14 protein-coding genes and 1 pseudogene are annotated in these 17,804 nt (G+C 73.0%); 6 read left to right on the top strand and 9 right to left on the bottom strand.

Translation table 11 applies throughout. The features are described from left to right. Positions 1–24: 24 nt before the first annotated feature. The 3 genes from AB0E05_RS09695 to AB0E05_RS09705 form a co-directional block, all read right to left on the bottom strand. Positions 25–165: a hypothetical protein gene (locus AB0E05_RS09695; RefSeq protein ID WP_361961147.1), complete on the bottom strand. Its 141-nt coding sequence runs from the start codon at positions 163–165 to the stop codon at positions 25–27. Between the two features lie 199 nt (positions 166–364). Further along, a complete protein-coding gene (locus AB0E05_RS09700; protein ID WP_361961522.1) occupies positions 365–574 on the bottom strand; it encodes an acyl-CoA carboxylase epsilon subunit in 210 nt (69 codons plus the stop codon). A 37-nt stretch (positions 575–611) separates the two neighbouring features. After that, positions 612–2,204, bottom strand: a complete 1,593-nt coding sequence (locus tag AB0E05_RS09705; RefSeq protein WP_361961149.1) for an acyl-CoA carboxylase subunit beta — start codon at positions 2,202–2,204, stop codon at positions 612–614. 158 nt (positions 2,205–2,362) lie between these two features. Between AB0E05_RS09705 and AB0E05_RS09710 the strand changes: the two genes are divergently transcribed. The 5 genes from AB0E05_RS09710 (at position 2,363) to hutH (ending at position 9,270) form a co-directional block, all read left to right on the top strand. Beyond that, entirely contained in the window at positions 2,363–3,304 is a 942-nt protein-coding gene (locus AB0E05_RS09710; protein ID WP_361961151.1) for a biotin--[acetyl-CoA-carboxylase] ligase, read from the top strand. 121 nt (positions 3,305–3,425) lie between these two features. Then, a complete protein-coding gene (locus AB0E05_RS09715; RefSeq protein ID WP_361961153.1) occupies positions 3,426–4,658 on the top strand; it encodes an adenylate/guanylate cyclase domain-containing protein in 1,233 nt (410 codons plus the stop codon). Positions 4,659–4,961: 303 nt separating this feature from the next. Continuing rightward, positions 4,962–5,789, top strand: coding sequence for an enoyl-CoA hydratase-related protein (locus AB0E05_RS09720; RefSeq protein WP_361961155.1), 828 nt, complete (start codon positions 4,962–4,964; stop codon positions 5,787–5,789). Positions 5,790–5,889: 100 nt separating this feature from the next. Then, the gene (locus AB0E05_RS09725; protein WP_361961157.1) at positions 5,890–7,113 is read left to right on the top strand and encodes a diguanylate cyclase; all 1,224 of its coding nucleotides are present in this window, start codon (positions 5,890–5,892) and stop codon (positions 7,111–7,113) included. Between the two features lie 612 nt (positions 7,114–7,725). Further along, positions 7,726–9,270, top strand: coding sequence for a histidine ammonia-lyase (gene hutH, locus AB0E05_RS09730; protein ID WP_361961524.1), 1,545 nt, complete (start codon positions 7,726–7,728; stop codon positions 9,268–9,270). A 15-nt stretch (positions 9,271–9,285) separates the two neighbouring features. Here hutH and AB0E05_RS09735 read toward each other — a convergent pair whose 3' ends face one another. Next, positions 9,286–9,606 (bottom strand): hypothetical protein, encoded by a 321-nt coding sequence (locus AB0E05_RS09735; RefSeq protein WP_361961160.1) that lies wholly within the window; start codon positions 9,604–9,606, stop codon positions 9,286–9,288. A 448-nt stretch (positions 9,607–10,054) separates the two neighbouring features. Between AB0E05_RS09735 and AB0E05_RS09740 the strand changes: the two genes are divergently transcribed. Continuing rightward, positions 10,055–11,317 carry an Ig-like domain-containing protein gene (locus AB0E05_RS09740; RefSeq protein WP_361961526.1) on the top strand — a complete coding sequence of 421 codons (1,263 nt, stop codon included), beginning with the start codon at positions 10,055–10,057 and terminating at the stop codon, positions 11,315–11,317. A gap of 93 nt (positions 11,318–11,410) precedes the next feature. On the opposite strand, the gene AB0E05_RS09745 is transcribed toward AB0E05_RS09740, so the two are convergent. The 5 genes and pseudogenes from AB0E05_RS09745 to abc-f form a co-directional block, all read right to left on the bottom strand. Next, the gene (locus tag AB0E05_RS09745) at positions 11,411–12,304 is read right to left on the bottom strand and encodes a siderophore-interacting protein (RefSeq protein WP_361961162.1); all 894 of its coding nucleotides are present in this window, start codon (positions 12,302–12,304) and stop codon (positions 11,411–11,413) included. A 3-nt stretch (positions 12,305–12,307) separates the two neighbouring features. Beyond that, positions 12,308–12,529, bottom strand: a pseudogene (locus tag AB0E05_RS09750) (ABC transporter ATP-binding protein); the annotation flags it as partial. Positions 12,530–12,881: 352 nt separating this feature from the next. Then, on the bottom strand, positions 12,882–13,658 hold the full coding sequence (locus tag AB0E05_RS09755; RefSeq protein ID WP_361961164.1) for an AraC family transcriptional regulator: 777 nt from the start codon (positions 13,656–13,658) through the stop codon (positions 12,882–12,884). A gap of 256 nt (positions 13,659–13,914) precedes the next feature. Further along, entirely contained in the window at positions 13,915–15,798 is a 1,884-nt protein-coding gene (locus AB0E05_RS09760; protein WP_361961166.1) for a hypothetical protein, read from the bottom strand. A 234-nt stretch (positions 15,799–16,032) separates the two neighbouring features. Then, positions 16,033–17,688, bottom strand: coding sequence for a ribosomal protection-like ABC-F family protein (gene abc-f / locus AB0E05_RS09765; RefSeq protein WP_361961169.1), 1,656 nt, complete (start codon positions 17,686–17,688; stop codon positions 16,033–16,035). Positions 17,689–17,804 lie beyond the last annotated feature (116 nt).

A 17,804-nucleotide genomic window follows, 5' to 3' on the forward strand; every position in this document is an offset into this window, starting at 1 on the left:
GACCTGCCCGGGGCCCGCACTCCCTCAGCGCCAGCTTCCGTGCAGGCCCACCACGATCATCCCGAGCACCATGGCCAAGGCGAGCAGCACGCCGGCGCGGCGCATCATCGCCTGCGTTTGGCGCAGCTCCTCGGGGGCTTCGTCTTTCGGGTCGGACCACAGCATGCCTTGATGGTGGCGGGGGAGGGGGTGCGGGCGCCTGAGTACACGTACTCACCTTTGGAACCCAAGATTCCGCCACCTGTGCCCAGAGGGCGTGGGCGGACCCCCAACGCTCCTCCTGGCACGCCCCCGCGGGGGAAACGGTGAGAGTGTTCAGGGGGCTCGACCCGCGGAGCGCCACGCATCCGCGGGCCGCCCGGTGTCAGATCGGCCAGTACGTGTGGGCCCACGCCCGGGGGCCCGGCATCGGGACGGTGCCGTGGGCGATGCGGGACGGGGCGGACCAGCGTTGCTGCGGGGCCACCGCCGCGCCGCCCTCCCGCGCCGCGGACTCCATCACCCGCGCCCGCACCACCGCCACCGCCGCCGCCAGCTCCTCCGGCGTCGGGTTGCCCCGCACGATCTTGATCATGGTCACGCCCTTCCTCCGTCGGTACGGGGACCGGTGGTCACAGCGGGATGTTCCCGTGCTTCTTCGGCGGCAGGCTCTCCCGCTTCGTGCGCAACTGCCGCAGCCCCCGCACGACCTGCCACCGCGTGTCCGACGGCGCCACCACCGCGTCGACGTACCCCCGCTCCGCCGCCGTGTACGGGTTCAGCAGCGCGTCCTCGTACTCCTGGATGAGCCGGGCGCGGGTCTGCTCCTGCTCCGCCGCGTCGCCCGCGTCGGCGATCGCGCGCCGGTGCAGGATGTTCACCGCGCCCTGGGCGCCCATCACCGCGATCTGCGCGGTCGGCCAGGCCAGGTTGATGTCGGCGCCCAGGTGCTTGGAGCCCATGACGTCGTACGCGCCGCCGAACGCCTTGCGCGTGATCACCGTGATCAGCGGGACGGTCGCCTCCGCGTACGCGAAGATCAGCTTGGCGCCGCGCCGGATGATGCCGCCGTACTCCTGGTCGACGCCGGGCAGGAAGCCGGGGACGTCGACGAAGGTCAGGACGGGGACGTTGAACGCGTCGCAGGTGCGGACGAACCGCGCCGCCTTCTCGGACGCGTTGATGTCGAGGCAGCCGGCGAACTGCATCGGCTGGTTGGCGACGACCCCGACGGGATAGCCCTCGACGCGGCCGAAGCCGGTGATGATGTTGGGCGCGAACAGCGCCTGCGTCTCCAGGAACTCGCCGTCGTCCAGGACGTGCTCGATGACCGTGTGCATGTCGTACGGCTGGTTCGCGCTGTCCGGGATGAGGACGTCCAGCTCGCGGTCCTCGTCGTTGACCGCGAGGTCCGCCTCCTCGGGGAAGGCCGGCGGCTCGGAGAGGTTGTTGGAGGGGAGGTACGACAGGAGGGACTTGACGTACTCGATCGCGTCCTTCTCGTCGCCCGCCATGTGGTGGGCCACGCCCGACGTGGTGTTGTGGGTGCGGGCGCCGCCCAGCGCCTCGAAGCCGACGTCCTCGCCCGTCACCGTCTTGATCACGTCGGGGCCGGTGATGAACATGTGCGAGGTCTGGTCGACCATCACCGTGAAGTCGGTGATCGCGGGCGAGTAGACGGCGCCGCCCGCGCACGGGCCGACGACCAGCGAGATCTGCGGGATCACGCCGGAGGCGTGGGTGTTGCGGCGGAAGATCTCGCCGTACATGCCGAGCGCGCTGACGCCCTCCTGGATCCGCGCGCCGCCGGAGTCGTTGATGCCGACGACCGGGCAGCCGGTCTTCAGGGCGAAGTCCATCACCTTGATGATCTTCTGGCCGAAGACCTCGCCGAGGGCGCCGCCGAAGACGGTGAAGTCCTGGGAGAAGACCGCGACCGGGCGGCCGTCGACGGTGCCGTAGCCGGTGACGACGCCGTCCCCGTACGGACGGGTCCGCTCCAGGCCGAAGTTGGTGGAGCGGTGCCGGGCGAGTTCGTCGAACTCGACGAAGGACCCCTCGTCCAACAGCAGGTCGACGCGTTCGCGCGCGGTCAGCTTGCCCTTGGCGTGCTGCTTCTCGACGGCCCGCGCGGAGCCGGCGTGGGTGGCCTCGTCGACACGGCGCCGAAGGTCCGCGATCTTTCCCGCGGTGGTGTGGCTGTCGTGCTGTTCCGGCTCTGCCATCGGGATGCGGCTCCCTGCCTGGTCACGGGGGGGGTGGAGGGGGACGTGTCAGAGCCCGGCGGGCGGTGCCGTCGGCTGCTGATCGGCTACTGCCTCGTAGCGTATCGGCGCGTCTACGGGAGCGCAGTGCGGTCTTTGCCACACCTAACCTGGCTTGCATGACGTCGAACGATGCGCGTGGCAACAGCGGTGACGAGGCGCGTGAACCGGGGGCCCCGAGGGCCGAGGGGGCCGCGAGTCGCTGGGCCGACCTGGAGCGGCCACCCCTGAACGCGACCACGCTGCGGCGCGCGCTGGTGCGCCCCGGCGGGCTGTGGACGGCGCTGGACGTCGTGCCGAGCACCGGTTCCACCAACGCCGACCTCGTCGCCCGGGTCACCCGGGCCGCGGGCGGCGCGCCGCCCGAGGGCGCGGTGCTCGTCGCCGAGGAACAGACGGCGGGGCGCGGGCGGCTGGACCGCACGTGGAGCGCGCCGCCGCGCTCGGGGCTCTTCTTCTCCGTACTGCTGCGGCCCGGTCCCGCGGTGCCGCCGGAGCGCTGGGGGTGGCTGCCGTTGCTCGCCGGGGTGGCCGCCGCGACGGGCCTGAGCCGGGCCGCGGGCGTGGACACCTCGCTCAAGTGGCCCAACGACCTGCTGGTGACGGTGGACGGCGAGGAGCGCAAGACCGGCGGCATCCTCGCCGAGCGGGCGGGGAGCGACGCCGTGGTGCTCGGCATCGGCATCAACGTCACGCTCGCGGCGGCGGAGCTGCCGGTGCCGACGGCCGGTTCGCTGGCGCTCGCCCGGGCCGTGTGCACCGACCGCGACCCGCTGCTGCGGGCAGTGCTGCGCTCGCTGGAGCAGTGGTACGGGGACTGGCGTGCGGCCGGTGGGGACCCCGCCGTCTCGAACGTGCAGGAGGCATATGCTGCCGGGTGTGCCACGCTGGGCCGTACCGTACGGGCCGAACTGCCGGGCGACCGGTCGCTGACCGGCGAGGCGGTCGCGCTCGACGGGGACGGACGGCTGGTCCTGGCCCTGCCGGACGGTGCGCGCGAGGCGGTCGGGGCCGGTGACGTGGTGCACCTGCGGGCCGCCGGCGCAGCCGGCCCGGAGTGACGGGCCGGGGCGTACCGGTACCGTCGCGAGGACGTGAGCCAGGGCACACCTGCCGTATCGTTGAGGCGATCGAGCGACAGATCGGCAGGCAGTTGCGCAGGGAAAGGGCAGGAGGCGGCTGGTGACCGTCGACGACACCACTTCCGGCGCGGGCGCGTCCGACGACTCCGAACGATCCTCCGGCACGAGTTCTTCCGGTACGAGTTCCTCCGGCGCGGGCGCTTCGGGTGCCGGCTCTTCCGGTACGGGCTCCTCGGGCGGGGGACACCCCACGCCGCACCACGCGGTCGACCACACCGCCGAGCCCACCGACGACCCCCTCGCCATCCGCCTCGAACAGCTCATCCTCGGTGCCGAGCGGCGCTACACCCCCTTCCAGGCGGCCCGCACCGCCGGCGTCTCCATGGACCTGGCCTCCCGCTTCTGGCGGGCCATGGGCTTCGCCGACATCGGCCAGGCGAAGGCGCTCACGGAGGCGGACGTCCTCGCGCTGCGCCGGCTCGCCGGCCTCGTCGAGGCGGGGCTGCTGAGCGAGCCCATGGCGATCCAGGTCGCCCGCTCCACCGGGCAGACCACCGCCCGGCTCGCCGAATGGCAGATCGACTCCTTCCTGGAGGGCCTGACCGAGCCGCCCGAGCCCGGCATGACCCGGACGGAAGTCACGTACCCCCTGATCGAACTGCTCCTCCCGGAGCTCCAGGAGTTCCTGGTCTACGTGTGGCGCCGGCAGCTCGCCGCCGCGACCGGCCGGGTCGTCCAGGCCGCGGACGACGAGGAGATGGTCGACCGCCGGCTCGCCGTGGGCTTCGCCGACCTCGTCGGCTTCACCCGCCTCACCCGCCGCCTGGAGGAGGAGGAACTGGGCGAGCTGGTCGAGGTCTTCGAGACCACCGCGGCCGACCTGGTCGCCGCGCACGGCGGCCGGCTCATCAAGACCCTCGGCGACGAGGTGCTGTACGCGGCGGACGACGCCGGCACCGCCTCCGAGATCGCCCTGCGGCTGATCGACACCATGCGGCAGGACGAGTCGATGCCCTCGCTGCGGGTCGGCATCGCCTTCGGCACGGTCACGACCCGGATGGGAGACGTCTTCGGCACCACGGTGAACCTCGCCAGCCGGCTGACGTCGATAGCGCCGAAGGACACCGTCCTGGTGGACGGCGCGTTCGCGTTGGAGCTGATCAGGACCGGGGACGCGCCCAAGTCGGAGACGCAGGCGGCGGAGGAGGCCGCTGCGGCGGAGAAGGAGGGCGAGCCGGCGCCGCCGTACCGCTACGCGCTCCAACCGATGTGGCAGCGACCGGTGCGCGGGCTCGGCATCGTCGAGCCCTGGCTGCTCTCGCGCAGGTCCTAACTAAGGGCTGTCCCGTAATCCCTGGCGGGCGCGCGACGACAGCTACGGCACTCCCCCTGCGCCCTGCGGGCACGGTGGGACCCCCACGCCGCGTTGTCGGAATCACCACATACATCCAGTATGCGGTGACCCCTCCGCCTTGCGATGCACCGCATCTGACGCCGCGCGCTGATCCACCAGGGGATTACGGGACAGCCCTTAGGGGCCCCTCGCCTGGTGGCCCGGGGCCGCCTATGATCCGGTGAACCATCGTTAACCTGTTCGTTGTTCTGCCGGGTCACCGGCTCACCGGGAGGGTGCCAGATGTCCGTGCCGTCTTCTTCGCCTTCGGAGCCCTTGTCGGAGCAGTCGCAGCGCTACGGGGACTTCGTGCTCGTCCGCAGGCACGGGCACGTCGCCGAACTCGTCCTCGACCGGCCCGAGGCCATGAACGCCGTCTCCACCGGCATGGCGCTCGCCATCGCCGAGGCGTGCGCGGCGCTCGCCGCGGACCCGGGCGTCCGGGTCACCGTGCTGACCTCCTCGAACGACCGGGCGTTCTGCGTCGGCGCGGACCTGAAGGAGCGGAACTCCTTCAGCGACGCGGACCTGCTGCGGCAGCGGCCGACGTCGCGCGCCGCGTACACCGGCGTCCTGGAGCTGCCGATGCCGGCCGTCGCCGCCGTGCACGGGTACGCCCTCGGCGGGGGCTTCGAGCTGGCGCTGGCCTGCGACGTGATCGTGGGCGACGCGACCGCGGTCGTCGCCCTGCCCGAGGTGGCCGTCGGAGTCATCCCCGGCGGCGGGGGCACCCAGCTGCTGCCCCGCAGGGTCGGCGCCGCGCGCGCCGCCGAGCTGGTGTTCAGCGCGCGTCGGGTCGCGGCGCAGGAGGCGCGGGAGCTGGGGCTGGTGGACGAACTCGCGGACGACGCCCGTACGGCCGCGCTCGCCCTCGCCGGGCGGATCGCCGCGAACTCGCCGGTGGGCCTGCGCGCCGCGAAGCGCGCCCTGCGGCTGGGGCAGGGGCTGGACCTGCGGGCCGGCCTGGAGGTGGAGGACGCGGCGTGGCGCGCGGTGGCCTTCTCCGGGGACCGGGCGGAGGGGGTCGCCGCGTTCAACGAGAAGCGGAAGCCGCAGTGGCCGGGGGAGTGAGCGAGCGGCGCGGAGAGTGAGCACGCCATGATCACGCTGCGTCATCACTTGTGGGGTCGTCCAACCGCTTAAAACCGGTAAACCTCCCTAAGCTGGGGTGATGGCAGAGGATCAGCGGTTGCGGGCCGTAGTCTCACTGGCCCAGGCGATGGCTGCGGCACAGACCCCGCGCGAGTTCTGGCGCGCGGCGGCACTGGGCGCCTGCTCCGCGCTGAACGGTTCCTTCGCGGCGCTGTCCGTGTGGGAGCGGGAGCTGGGGCGGCTGAAGGTCCTGGTGAACGCGGGCGAGCGGGTCGTGGACGAGGAGGAGTTCCCGGAGTCGGAGACGTACCCCGTCAATCGCTTCCCCGAGATCACGGAGTTCCTGCACGAGCGGTGGGCGGGCGGCGGGGAGCCGGAGGCGTGGGTGGAGACGGCGGAGCCGGCGACGGTCGCCGGGGAGGGGTCGGCGTCCTGGTCCGACCCGGGCCGTGACTCGATCGTCCCGGAGTACGGCCCTGTCCCCGCGCGCGGGTACCGCCACCCGTCGGTGACGTCCGGCGGCGCGGGCGGCCGGGCCTCCGCACTGCGGCGCCGCCGCCGAGGGTGCTGCGTGGTCGCGCCGATCGTGCTGCACGGGCGGGCGTGGGGCGAGCTGTACGTGGCCCGACCGCTCGGGGCGCCGGTGTTCGGTCGGGACGAGGCCCACTTCGCGACGGTGCTGGCGTCCGTCGTCGCCGCGGGCATCGCACAGACCGAACGGCTGGAGGAAGTGCGACGGCTGGCCTTCACCGACCCGCTGACCGGCCTGGCGAACCGACGCGCGGTGGACGCCCGGCTCGACGAGGCGCTGGAACTCCACCGTGCCGACGGCACCGTGGTCAGCCTGGTCGTCTGCGACCTCAACGGGTTGAAGCGGGTCAACGACACCCTCGGCCACGCCGTCGGCGACCGTCTGCTGGAACGGTTCGGCTCGGTGCTGTCGCTGTGCGGGGCGATGCTGACGGACGCGTTGGCTGCGCGGCTGGGCGGCGACGAGTTCTGTCTGGTGTGCGTGGGGCCGGCGGCGGACGAGGTGGTGCGCGTCGCGGACGAACTGTGCGGGCGGGCGGCGGAGCTGGAGCTGGGGGAGGGGGTGGCGTGCGGGGTCGCGTCCACGGGCGACCCCATCGGGCAGGTCAGGAGCGCGCGCCGGCTGTTCCGCCTGGCGGACGCGGCGCAGTACCGCGCGAAGGCGGAAGGGGCGGTGGGGCCGGTGGTGGCGGGGCGGGACGGTGCGGTGCTGAGGCTGGCGGACGAGCCGGGGCGGGGCCGCGAACGCCGCCGCTTCCGCGGCGCGGGCTGACCCGGCACGACCTGCCCCCGCCGTGCGCCCTGCGGGCGGGCTGATTGGGGCGACCTCGCCGTTTGCCCTACGGGCTGTTCGGCTTCTGCGGCCTGGTGGTGGACTGTTCGCGCAGTTCCGCCCCCTGTGCCCTGCGGGCACGATGGGGCCCCCGGCGCCCCTGGACACCCCGCCGTTTTCCTGCGGGAGCCGTGTTTTCTGCGGGTGCGTTGTGGCTTGTCGCGCAGTTCCCCGCGCCCCTGTGTGCCTTCTGCCGTCGAGCAACTGCGGGTGTTTGGGGCAACGATGCCCCAAGCAACCCAGGGGGCGGAACTGCGCGACAAGCCACGCACGGGCGTGCAGTGACTCATGGTCCGGCAGGAAAACGGCGGGGTGTCCAGGGGCGCCGGGGCCCCATCGTGCCCGCAAGGCACGGGGAGCGAAACCGCAGGACAAGCCCCACGGCCCGTGGGGGCCAACGCGCCCGCAGTGGTGTCCCGGGGGGCCCACGTGGGAGCGGCGCGGGCAACCACAACGCACCCGCAGGGGGCCTCGCGCATGCCCCGCCGGCGGCGGACGCGCAACAGGCTCGTGACATGCGGGAATTCAGTACGTACGCTGCTGAATATGGATATGCAAACCGTGGTGGTGCGCACCTCCGGGGCCACCCGTGCCGACGTCATCGCCGTGGCCCGCCACGGCGCCCGGGTCCTGATCTCCCAGGACGCGCTCGACGCGCTCGCGGCCTCCCGCGCCGTCGTCGACGCCCTCGCAGCCAAGCCCGAGCCCGTCTACGGCGTGTCCACCGGCTTCGGTGCGCTCGCCACCCGGCACATCGGGCACGACCTGCGCGCGCAACTCCAGCGGAACATCGTGCGGTCGCACGCGGCCGGCATGGGGGACCGCGTGGAGCGCGAGGTGGTGCGGGCGCTGATGTTCCTGCGGCTGAAGACCCTGTGCTCGGGGCACACCGGCGTACGGCCCGAGGTCGCCCGCACCATGGCGGACGTGCTGAACGCCGGCATCACCCCCGTCGTCCACGAGTACGGCTCCCTCGGCTGCTCCGGCGACCTCGCGCCGCTGTCCCACTGCGCCCTGACCCTGTTGGGCGAGGGGGGCGCGGAGGGGCCCGACGGGCGGCTGCGGCCCGCCGGCGAGCTGCTCGCGGAGCACGGCATCGCCCCCGTCGAGCTGCGGGAGAAGGAGGGGCTCGCCCTCCTCAACGGGACCGACGGCATGCTCGGCATGCTGATCATGGCGATCGACGACCTCCAGCGCCTGCACACCAGTGCCGACATCACCGCCGCGCTCTCGCTCGAAGCGCTCCTCGGCACCGAGCGGGTCCTCGCTGCCGAGCTGCACGCCATCCGCCCCCACCCCGGGCAGGCCGTGGCCGCCGCCAACATGGCCGCCGTGCTCAAGGGGTCCGGGCTCACCGGGCACTACCAGCAGGACGAGGCGCCGCGTGTCCAGGACGCGTACTCCGTACGCTGTGCGCCCCAGGTCTCGGGCGCGGGCCGGGACACCCTCGCGCACGCCCTGCTGGTCGCCGAGCGCGAGCTGGCCGCCGCCGTGGACAACCCGGTGGTCCTGCCGGCGCAGGGCCGGGTGGAGTCCAACGGGAACTTCCACGGCGCCCCCGTCGCGTACGTCCTCGACTTCCTCGCCATCGCCGCCGCCGACCTCGGCTCGATCGCCGAGCGCCGCACGGACCGCCTCCTCGACAAGAACCGCAGCCACGGCCTGCCGCCGTTCCTCGCCGAGGACCCCGGCGTCGACTCCGGGCTGATGATCGCCCAGTACACCCAGGCCGCCCTGGTCAGCGAGATGAAGCGGCTCGCGGTGCCGGCGTCCGCCGACTCGATCCCGTCGTCGGCGATGCAGGAGGACCACGTCTCGATGGGCTGGTCCGCGGCCCGCAAGCTGCGCACCGCCGTGGCCGCGCTCGGCCGGATCGTCGCGGTCGAGCTGTACGCGGCGACCCGGGCCGTCGAGCTGCGGCAGGGCCTCACCCCCGCGCCCGCCACCCGGGCCGCCGTCGACGCGCTGCGCGCGGCGGGCGTGGCGGGTCCGGGACCGGACCGCTTCCTCGCGCCGGACCTGGCGGCGGCGGAGGCGTTCGTCCGGGACGGGCGACTGGTCGCGGCAGTGGAGGAAGTCACCGGCCCGCTGGGCTGAGGGCCGGGGTCCGGCTCAGCGGTCCCGGGCCGGACCCGTACCCGCGGCGGAGGAGGAAGCGGAACCGGAAGAGGACCCTCCGCGGCGGAGTGCGAAGGTCACCGACGCCACCCCCACCGCGAGGAACGCCGTACCGCCGAGCACCGGCGGGGTGAGGTCCACGCTGCTCGGGTCGGTGAGCCGCAGCTCGTCCCGCCCGACCGCTCCGACGCTGGTCGCGCCGGAATCCACCGACGGCCGGCCGTCGGTCGCGTTCGCCGACGGAACGAACCAGAGCGCGCACAGCAGGGCCCCCGCGGCAGCAGCGGTCAGCAGCGGTCGGCGAGCGACGGGCACAGACGTGATCCCCCTTGTGGAATCGTGGACTTGGGCGGTTGGCTGATGCTAGTGAACGCGGCGGCCGTCGCGAAAGTTGGATGTTCACAGCTGCGTAACAGGGGTGTGCCGACCTCGTCCCGGTCGGCGCGGAACCACGGACAAGCGCCGAGCCGTCACCGTGTGTACCGTGAAACGGTATGTACCGTGAAGGGGTGCCCCACGACAGGCCCTTAACCGTCCGGGGCGTGCGGAAAGCCGTGCCGGGCGGCGCGCCCGACGGCGTACCGTGGCGGACGGGGCGGGCGGCGGAGCGACCGGGTCGACGGTGCAGAACGGGGTGACCGCGGCGGCCGGAACGGCCCCCGCAGTGGTGTCCGTCACATTCCGGGAGGGGTGTGGAACCGGACACCCGGAATACTCGAAATAGGTGGTGTCCCCCGTGTTCGGTCCCGGGGGCTCGGCGACGATGGAGAAGCGTGTGATGACGGACAGCAAGCGGCGGCGTCGGGCCCTCGCAGCCGCCTCCGCTGTGCTCGGCGGCGTACTGGTGTTGTCGGCCTGCGGTGGCGACGGCGAGAAGGGCAGCGGCGACGCGGCCAAGAAGTCGCAGGCCCAGGTCGACGAGGCCGCCGCCAAGGCGGTCTCCAAGGCCCGAATAGCCATCGAGCCCAAGAACTCCACGAGCAACGCGAGCATCAACAACGCCAAGGTCACCGTCACCGACGGCACCCTGACCAAGGTCACGTTGACCAGCTCCGAGGGCACGGAGGTCAAGGGCACCATCGCCGCCGACGGCAAGAGCTGGAAGCCCGACGCCAGCCTGAAGCGCTCCACCACCTACAAGGTGTCCGCCAGCGCGAAGGACGAGAAGGGTCTCGTCGCCTTCGAGAACTCCTCCTTCACCACCGTCTCGCCGAGCAACAGCTTCATCGGCAACTTCACCCCCGAGGACGGCTCCACCGTCGGCGTCGGCATGCCGGTGTCCATCACCTTCAACAAGCCGATCAGCAACAAGAAGGCCGTGCAGTCCGCCATCGCGGTCACCTCCACCGGCGGCCAGGAGATCGTCGGCCACTGGTTCAGCTCCCAGCGCCTGGACTTCCGCCCCGACCAGTACTGGAAGGAAGGCTCCACCGTCACGCTGAAGCTGGCCCTGGACGGCGTCGAGGGCTCGCAGGGCGTCTTCGGCGTCCAGCAGAAGACGGTCACCTTCAAGGTCGGCCGCAACCAGGTCTCCACCGTCGACGCCGCGACCAAGATGATGACGGTCAAGCGCAACGGCAAGGTCGTCAGGGAGATCCCGATCTCCGCCGGCGCCCCGGGCACCCCGACGTACAACGGTCAGATGGTGATCTCCGAGAAGTTCAAGGAGACCCGGATGAACGGCGCCACCGTCGGGTTCACCGACTCCGACGGCAAGGGCGAGTACGACATCAAGGACGTCCCGCACGCGATGCGGCTGTCCACCTCGGGCACCTTCATCCACGGCAACTACTGGGGCCCCGACTCCATCTTCGGCAAGTCCAACACCAGCCACGGCTGCGTCGGTCTGAACGACAAGCAGGGCGCCAACGACCCCAACCAGCCCGGCGCCTGGTTCTTCAACAACTCGATGATCGGCGACGTCGTCATCGTGCAGAACTCCAAGGACACGACGATCAAGCCCGACAACGGTCTGAACGGCTGGAACATGGACTGGGCGGCCTGGAAGGCCAAGTCCGCGGTCTGAGCCGCCGAGTTCCCGAGCTCCTGAGTTCCTGAGTCGCTGAACGGTGGCGGCACCCTCGCCGGGGTGCCGCCACCGTCCTTTCGTCACGACCCGTCACAACCCGAGCCGGGTCAGCTGCTCCTCGTACGTGATCGTCACGTCCTCCAGATCGCCCTGCGGGTCGTCCCAGAGCGCGGCCAGCTCCGCCTTCACGTCCGTGGCCAGCGCCTCGTACCGCGCGGACCAACTCTCGCCGCCCGGCGCCCAGTAGCCGACGACCTTGAAGCGGTCGGTGGGCAGGGCGAGCGTCTTGCGCAGGTGTTTGCGGACGGAGCGCAGCGCGGTCGTCTCGCCCGCCACCCAGATGTAGGTGCCCGTGAGGTCGGCGTCCGGGGGCACCGCGGTGGTGACGAGTTCGGCGAGCCGGCTCGGGCCGTGGCCGTTGCCGCCGTGCGTCCAGGTGACCTTGGCCCGCGGGTGCGCCGGCAGCGGCTGGACGGAGCGCTCGTCGGGCACCTCGACGACCGCGCGGGTGGTGACGTCCCGCGGGGTGCTCTCCAGGATGCGGGCGAGCGCCGGCAGGCCCGTCAGGTCGCAGACGAGGAACTGCCGGGCGAGGTCGGCCGGTGGGTCGTACAGACCGGTCGGGGAGTTCAGGCCGAGCGGGTCGCCGGGGCGCGCCGCCGCGGCCCAGGGGCCCGCCACCCCGTCGTCGTGCAGCACGAAGTCGATGTCTATCTCGGCGGCTTCGGGCCGCGCGGCACGGATGGTGAAGGTGCGCATGGGGGCGGTGGGGCGGCCCTCGGGGGTCTCCCAGCCGCCGTTGTCGGTGGACACCGGCAGGGACAGCTCCCGGCGGTCGGGCCCGTGCGGGAAGAAGAGGCGCACGTACTCGTCGCCCACCCCGGTCGAGACGAAGGCGGGCACGTCGTCGGCCGCGAACGTGATGCGGACCATGGTGTCGGCCAGGGGCCGCACGCGGGAGACGGTGGCACGGTGGATGGTCATGGCTCAGGGCTCCTCGGTCGTTTCCCGGGGGACGCCGATGCGGCCCCCGCTGTACGCGTGCCAGAGGGCGGCGTACTCGCCCCGCTGGGACAACAGGTCTTCGTGGGTGCCCTCCTCGGCGATCCGGCCGTCCTTCAGGAGCACGACGCGGTCGGCGTCGCGGGCCTGCTCCAGCCGGTGGGCGACGACGACACCGGTACGGCCCCGGGTCACCCGGCGCAGCGCCTCGGTGAGCTGCGGCCGGGCGGCGGCCCTGCGCACCGGGCGGCGCGGCTGGTGCTCGTCGACGGACGGTGGTGAAAGCCGTCACCGCGGTGCGGACACGCGTCACTTCCGGTCCCCCGGTACCGGAAGTCAGGCAACCCTCACTTCGCTCCACGCTAGGGAACGGAAGCGCCGTCGGGCGTCGCGTGCCGGCCAGGGTGCGTCGCGAATCGGTCACGCGCAGCCCGACGGCGGACGCGAGACGACATGAGGGGACGTGAGCGGACGCGGAAGGGCGTGCTGGTGGGTCGCGGAGCTACGACGCTGCGACGTCGGGCAGTTGTCGTGTCAGCGCGTTACGGGTGTACGGCGTTCACAGGGTTAAGGGCGCGGGCGACGCAGAACGGGGCAGAGCGCGCAGGTACTCGGTGGGGCTGCTGCCGGTGACCCGGCGGAAGGCGGCGCTGAACGCGCTGGTCGTCGAGTAACCGCAGCGGTGCGCCACCAGGTTCACCGGCTGCCCCTCGCTGAGCAGGGCGACGGCCCGGGACATCCGCACCAGGGCGCGCCAACGCGTGAACGGCATGCCGATGTCCTGCGCGAAGGCCCGGGTCACGGTGCGCACGCTCAGCCCGTGCCGCGCGGCGAGGTACTCCAAGGAGGCGTCGTCGTCGGGGTCCTCCAACACCTCGTGCGCGAGGGCCCGGATGCGCCAGTCCTCCGGCACCGGCACGTCCAGCGCCGGCAACGGGTCGTCCTGGAGCATCTCCAGCACCACCCGCTGGGTGCGCAGCCGCAGCCCGTCGTCCATCGGCGTCACGTCGAGGTGCAACAGCATCTCCTGGAGCGCCCGCCCCACCCGCAGCGCCCGCGGCGCCGACCAGTCCCCGGGGGCGGCGGAGCGCGTCACGTAGGTGTAGCAGCCGACGCTGCCCGGCTCGGCCGCGGAGGCGTGCGGCATGCCGGCCGGCACCCACACCCCTTGTCCGGGAACGAGTCGGCGCACCGCCCCGGGGGTGTGCAGGGTCATCGACCCGGCGTGCGGCCACACCAACAGCGCGTCGGTGTGCGTGTGCACGCCGACGTACACCGACCCGGTGGGCTCGCTGCCGTCGAAGACCGACGTGGTCAGCAGATACGGCGGCGTCACCTCGGCACCCCCGACCACGGGGTCTGACCACCGGAGCACGGGTGTGGCGAGCGACCCGCCCCACGGGCGGCCTGACGCAGCAGCAACCGACATGAACTTAGGCTAACCTAACCTGACTCCGGGGTGGGATGCCTCCCCAAGCCACATGCTGGCGGCACCCCGCGCCCAGGCTTTCGGCCCGATTCCCGGCCCCAGCCATGCCCCACGGGCAAACGACGCTGCTTTCCGGACAGCCCCCGCGCTCTCCGCCCGCGGCTCAGCAGCCCGCGCCCGCACCCCGCGACAGCCGGTACGCGGAGTCCAACCGGTACTCCCCGGCCTCCTTCACCGTCAGCCGGGTGAACTCACCCGCCGGCTCCAGGCACGCCCCCTCGGCCCGCAGCCACGGCGAGTGCGCCACCCGTATCGTCACCGACCCGGGCTGCGACATCCGTATGACCAACTCGGCCGGGTCCAGGCTCACGACCTGCGCCGGTGCCTCCACCAGCGGCACCGCGTCCTTGACCCGGTAGATCGTCCAGTGCTTGTCCTTCCAGACCCGCTTCAAGTACTCGGGGCCGCTGCGCACCAGCGCTGCCTCTTCCTCGGCCGGGCCGTCCGGACGGCCGTGGTGCAGCACCACGAAGCCCACCGCCCACCGGTCCAGCCACGCCCGGTACGTCTCGGGGCTCAGTGACCCGTCGTAGAACAGCCGGCCGCGCTCCACGTCCAACTGGCGGTTCCATCCGCGGGCCAGATTCACATGCGGGGCCAGCAACGTCGCCTCGCGGTGGTTCCGGGCGGGGACCGCCTCCACCCGCGTGCGGTCCGCGCCCAGGCGCTGCAACTCCGCGACGACCCCGTCGGTGTGCTGCGCCCAGGCAGGCACGGTGTTCGACACGACGAGGTCGTCCTCCGTCTTGTCGATCAGCCAGGACGTGTTCACCGCCAGGGCCACGGTCAGCACGCCCACCAACAGCCACGCCCCGACCCCGGCGCCGGCCCCGGGCTTTGCGCCGGCCTCGGGCCCCGCGACGGGCCCGGTCTCCGCGCCGGACGCCGCAACCGGCGCGGCTTCCGCGCCCGAGCTCCGCCGGGACCTCGCCCGCAGTGCGCCCCACACCAGGGCGCCGCTCGTGAGCACCGCGGCCAGCAGCACGGGCGGGCCCGCGAGGCCGGTCAGCCGCTCCACATTCCGCCCTATGGGGGAGGGCGTGAAGTACGTCAGCACCACACCCAGGGCGTACACCCCGGCCGCGTACCGCACCAGCCGCCACTCGCGGAGGGGCGGTGCGGCCAGCACCACCACCGCGGAGACGAAGAGCGACATCCACAGCTTCCCCGACTGCATCGGCATCTCGCCCTTGAAGGGGAACAGCAGCGTCGTGGCGCCCACCACCAACGCGGGCGGCACCAACAGCACCACCGCCTTCCACCACTGGCGATCCAGCAGCCACGCCGCGCCCACGACCACCAGGAACAGGCCCGCCACCGGGCTCGCCGCCGTCGACAGCGCCGCGCACAGCGCCGCGAGCGTCGCCGCCCCCGCCGTCCGGCGCTCCACCCGCGCCAGCGCCACCAGGGCGACCAGCCCTATCGCCGTGCCGAGCGCGAACGTCGTACGGCCGGAGGCGACATTGGCCCACAGCGCGAGCGCCCCGGCGAGCGCGGGCCACACGGGACGGCGCAGCCCGCTGCGCACGCACAGCAGGGCCAGCGCCCAGGTGGCGCCGAGCCCGGAGGCGACGGAGACCGCCTTCACGCCCATCAGCGCCATCAGCGGGGGAGCGAGCAGGCTGTAGTTCGCGGTGTGCGTGCCGCCGTACCACGACAGGTTGTACGCGGCGCCGGGGTGCTGCTCGGTGAAGCCCTTCCACGCCAACTGGGCCGCGAGGTCACCGCCGCCGGTGGCCAGCCAGCCGGCCCACAGCACGTACAACGGCACGACGACCGCGGTGGCCAGGAGCGGGACGCGCCACCACGACGACGACGTCGACCCTCCCCGCTGCCCCTGCCCGCCGGCGTCGTCGCTGCCGCCGCTGCTGCTGTCGGTCCTGCCGACCCGGCCGTCCTGGGCAGCACCTCTCGGACGCGCACCTTGTGGCGCGTGTCCGGTGCTCTCCGGGACGGGTGATGTCTGTGCCGTTTCGCTGATCCCCACGCACGAAACCCTAACCTCGGCCGTCGACCTCGCCGCGAGCCTGTGGACAACGCCCGGCCGCCGCCTGTGGAAAACGACCACCAGCCGTGGATCGCGCCAGGTCACGCCGGACCCAGCCGGACCGGCACCGGTCATACCGGTCCCGCCGGGAGGCGCGGACCCACAGCGCGACGCGGACCCGCAGCGCGGCGCGGAGTCACCATGCGACGTGAAACCACCGCGCGACGTGGAGGGTCACGCCGCCTGACGTCCCGAACGCAGCTCCAGCAGATCGCCCCCGAAGCCGCTGCGGAACCTGCGGTCGTGGGAGACCGCGACGACCGCCCCCGCGTACGACCCCAACGCCTCCTCCAACTCCTCCACCAGGCTCAGCGCCACGTGGTTCGTCGGCTCGTCGAGGACGAGGAGGTCGGCGGGGGCCACCAGCAGCCGCGCCAGCTCCAGCCGCCGCCGCTGCCCGATGGAGAGCGCCGCGACGGGCACGATCAGGTCCTCCTCCCGGAACAGACCGAGGCCGAGCAACTCGTCCGCGTACTCGTCGGGATGGCCGGGGCGCCCCGCCGCGTACGCGCCCAGCAGCGGCTTCGCCGTCGGCACGGCCGGCAGCTCCTGCGGCAGATAGCCGACCGCGACGCCCTCGGCGCGGGCCACCGTGCCCCGGTCGGGGCGCAGGTCACCGGCGAGCACCCGCAGCAGGGTCGTCTTGCCCGCGCCGTTCGGGCCCGTGACCAGCAGCCGCTGCCCGGGCTCCACGCACAGGGCGTCCAGCCGCAGCCGATCCCCGACGGCGACGTCCTTCAACTCGGCCACCGGCCCCCTCCCCGACGCGGCCCCGTCCCCGTCCCCGTCCGCCGTGGTCACCGGTCGGCCCGTGAACCGCAGCGGCTCGGGCGGCGCCGCCACCGGCTCCCGCAGCAGCCGCTCCAGCCGCTGCCGCGCCGCTCTGACCTGCCCCGACAGCTTCGCCTCGGAGGACCTGCGGTGCTTGCCGAAGCCCTGCCGGGGGTCCTTCCCGGTGGCCGCGAGCCGCGCCCCGGCCGCCGCGACCAGCTCCTCCGTGGCCGCCAACTCCGCTACGTACTCCTGGTGCTCCTGCTCCCGGCGCCGCCGGGCCGCGGCCTTCGCCGCCCGGTACCCGTCCCAGCCGTCGCCGTAACGGTGGACCGCACGGGTGTCCCGGTCGACCTCCAGGACCGTGGTGGCCACGCGCTCCAGGAACGCCCGGTCGTGGGTGACGGCGACGACGGTGCCGCGGTGCGCCCGCAACTGCGCCTCCAGCCAGGTGACCGCCGCCAGGTCCAGGTGGTTCGTCGGCTCGTCGAGCAACAGCAACTCGGGCGCCGACGCCAACACGCAGGCCAGCGCCAGCCGGGACTGCTCGCCGCCGGAGAGCGTGCCGAGCGTCCGGGACCGCTCGATGCCCTGGAGCCCCAGGCCGTTCAGCGCGGCGTCCACCCGCGCGTCCGCCTCGTACCCGCCGCGCTCCTCGAACGCGGTCAGCAGCTCCCCGTACGCGGCGAGGCCCGCCTCGTCCGGATCGGCGCCGAGGCCCTGCTCGGCCTCCCGCATCCGCCGCTCCAGCTCCCGCAGCTCGGCGAGGGCCGCGTCCACCGCGTCCTGCACGGTGTGCTCCGGCCCGAGCCCGAAGGTCAGGGCCAGCGTCTGGGCCAGGTGCCCGGTGCCGCCGGGCGCACTGACGGTGACGGTGCCGGTGTCGGGCGACGCGGCGCCCGCGATCAGCCGCAGCAGCGTGGACTTCCCGGAGCCGTTCTCACCGATCACCGCGGCGCGCTCGCCGGGGCGCACGGTGAAGCCCACCTGGTCGAGGACGGAGCGGGTGCCGTACGCCGCGGAGACGTCCTTCAAGGTCAATTGGGCGCGTTCGCGCATGGTTCTTCCCCTGGGGGTGTGCTTGCTCAATGTGATCAGGGCAGCGAAAAGCGACCACCGGCGGAGCGGTCAGACGCTCGACGCCGCGGTGGCCGCGGTCCCGATCAGATGAAGAA

It is taken from the genome of Streptomyces sp. NPDC048057, assembly GCF_040653095.1.
Classification (GTDB): Bacteria; Actinomycetota; Actinomycetes; order Streptomycetales; family Streptomycetaceae; genus Streptomyces.

Excerpts from the sequence above, each read along its gene's own strand:
- AB0E05_RS09695 (WP_361961147.1), bottom strand. The coding sequence starts at position 165 with ATGCTGTGGTCCGACCCGAAAGACGAAGCCCCCGAGGAGCTGCGCCAA.
- AB0E05_RS09700 (WP_361961522.1), bottom strand. The coding sequence starts at position 574 with ATGATCAAGATCGTGCGGGGCAACCCGACGCCGGAGGAGCTGGCGGCG.
- AB0E05_RS09705 (WP_361961149.1), bottom strand. The coding sequence starts at position 2,204 with ATGGCAGAGCCGGAACAGCACGACAGCCACACCACCGCGGGAAAGATC.
- AB0E05_RS09710 (WP_361961151.1), top strand. The coding sequence starts at position 2,363 with ATGACGTCGAACGATGCGCGTGGCAACAGCGGTGACGAGGCGCGTGAA.
- AB0E05_RS09720 (WP_361961155.1), top strand. The coding sequence starts at position 4,962 with ATGTCCGTGCCGTCTTCTTCGCCTTCGGAGCCCTTGTCGGAGCAGTCG.
- AB0E05_RS09725 (WP_361961157.1), top strand. The coding sequence starts at position 5,890 with ATGGCAGAGGATCAGCGGTTGCGGGCCGTAGTCTCACTGGCCCAGGCG.
- hutH (WP_361961524.1), top strand. The coding sequence starts at position 7,726 with ATGCAAACCGTGGTGGTGCGCACCTCCGGGGCCACCCGTGCCGACGTC.
- AB0E05_RS09740 (WP_361961526.1), top strand. The coding sequence starts at position 10,055 with ATGGAGAAGCGTGTGATGACGGACAGCAAGCGGCGGCGTCGGGCCCTC.
- AB0E05_RS09745 (WP_361961162.1), bottom strand. The coding sequence starts at position 12,304 with ATGACCATCCACCGTGCCACCGTCTCCCGCGTGCGGCCCCTGGCCGAC.
- abc-f (WP_361961169.1), bottom strand. The coding sequence starts at position 17,688 with ATGCGCGAACGCGCCCAATTGACCTTGAAGGACGTCTCCGCGGCGTAC.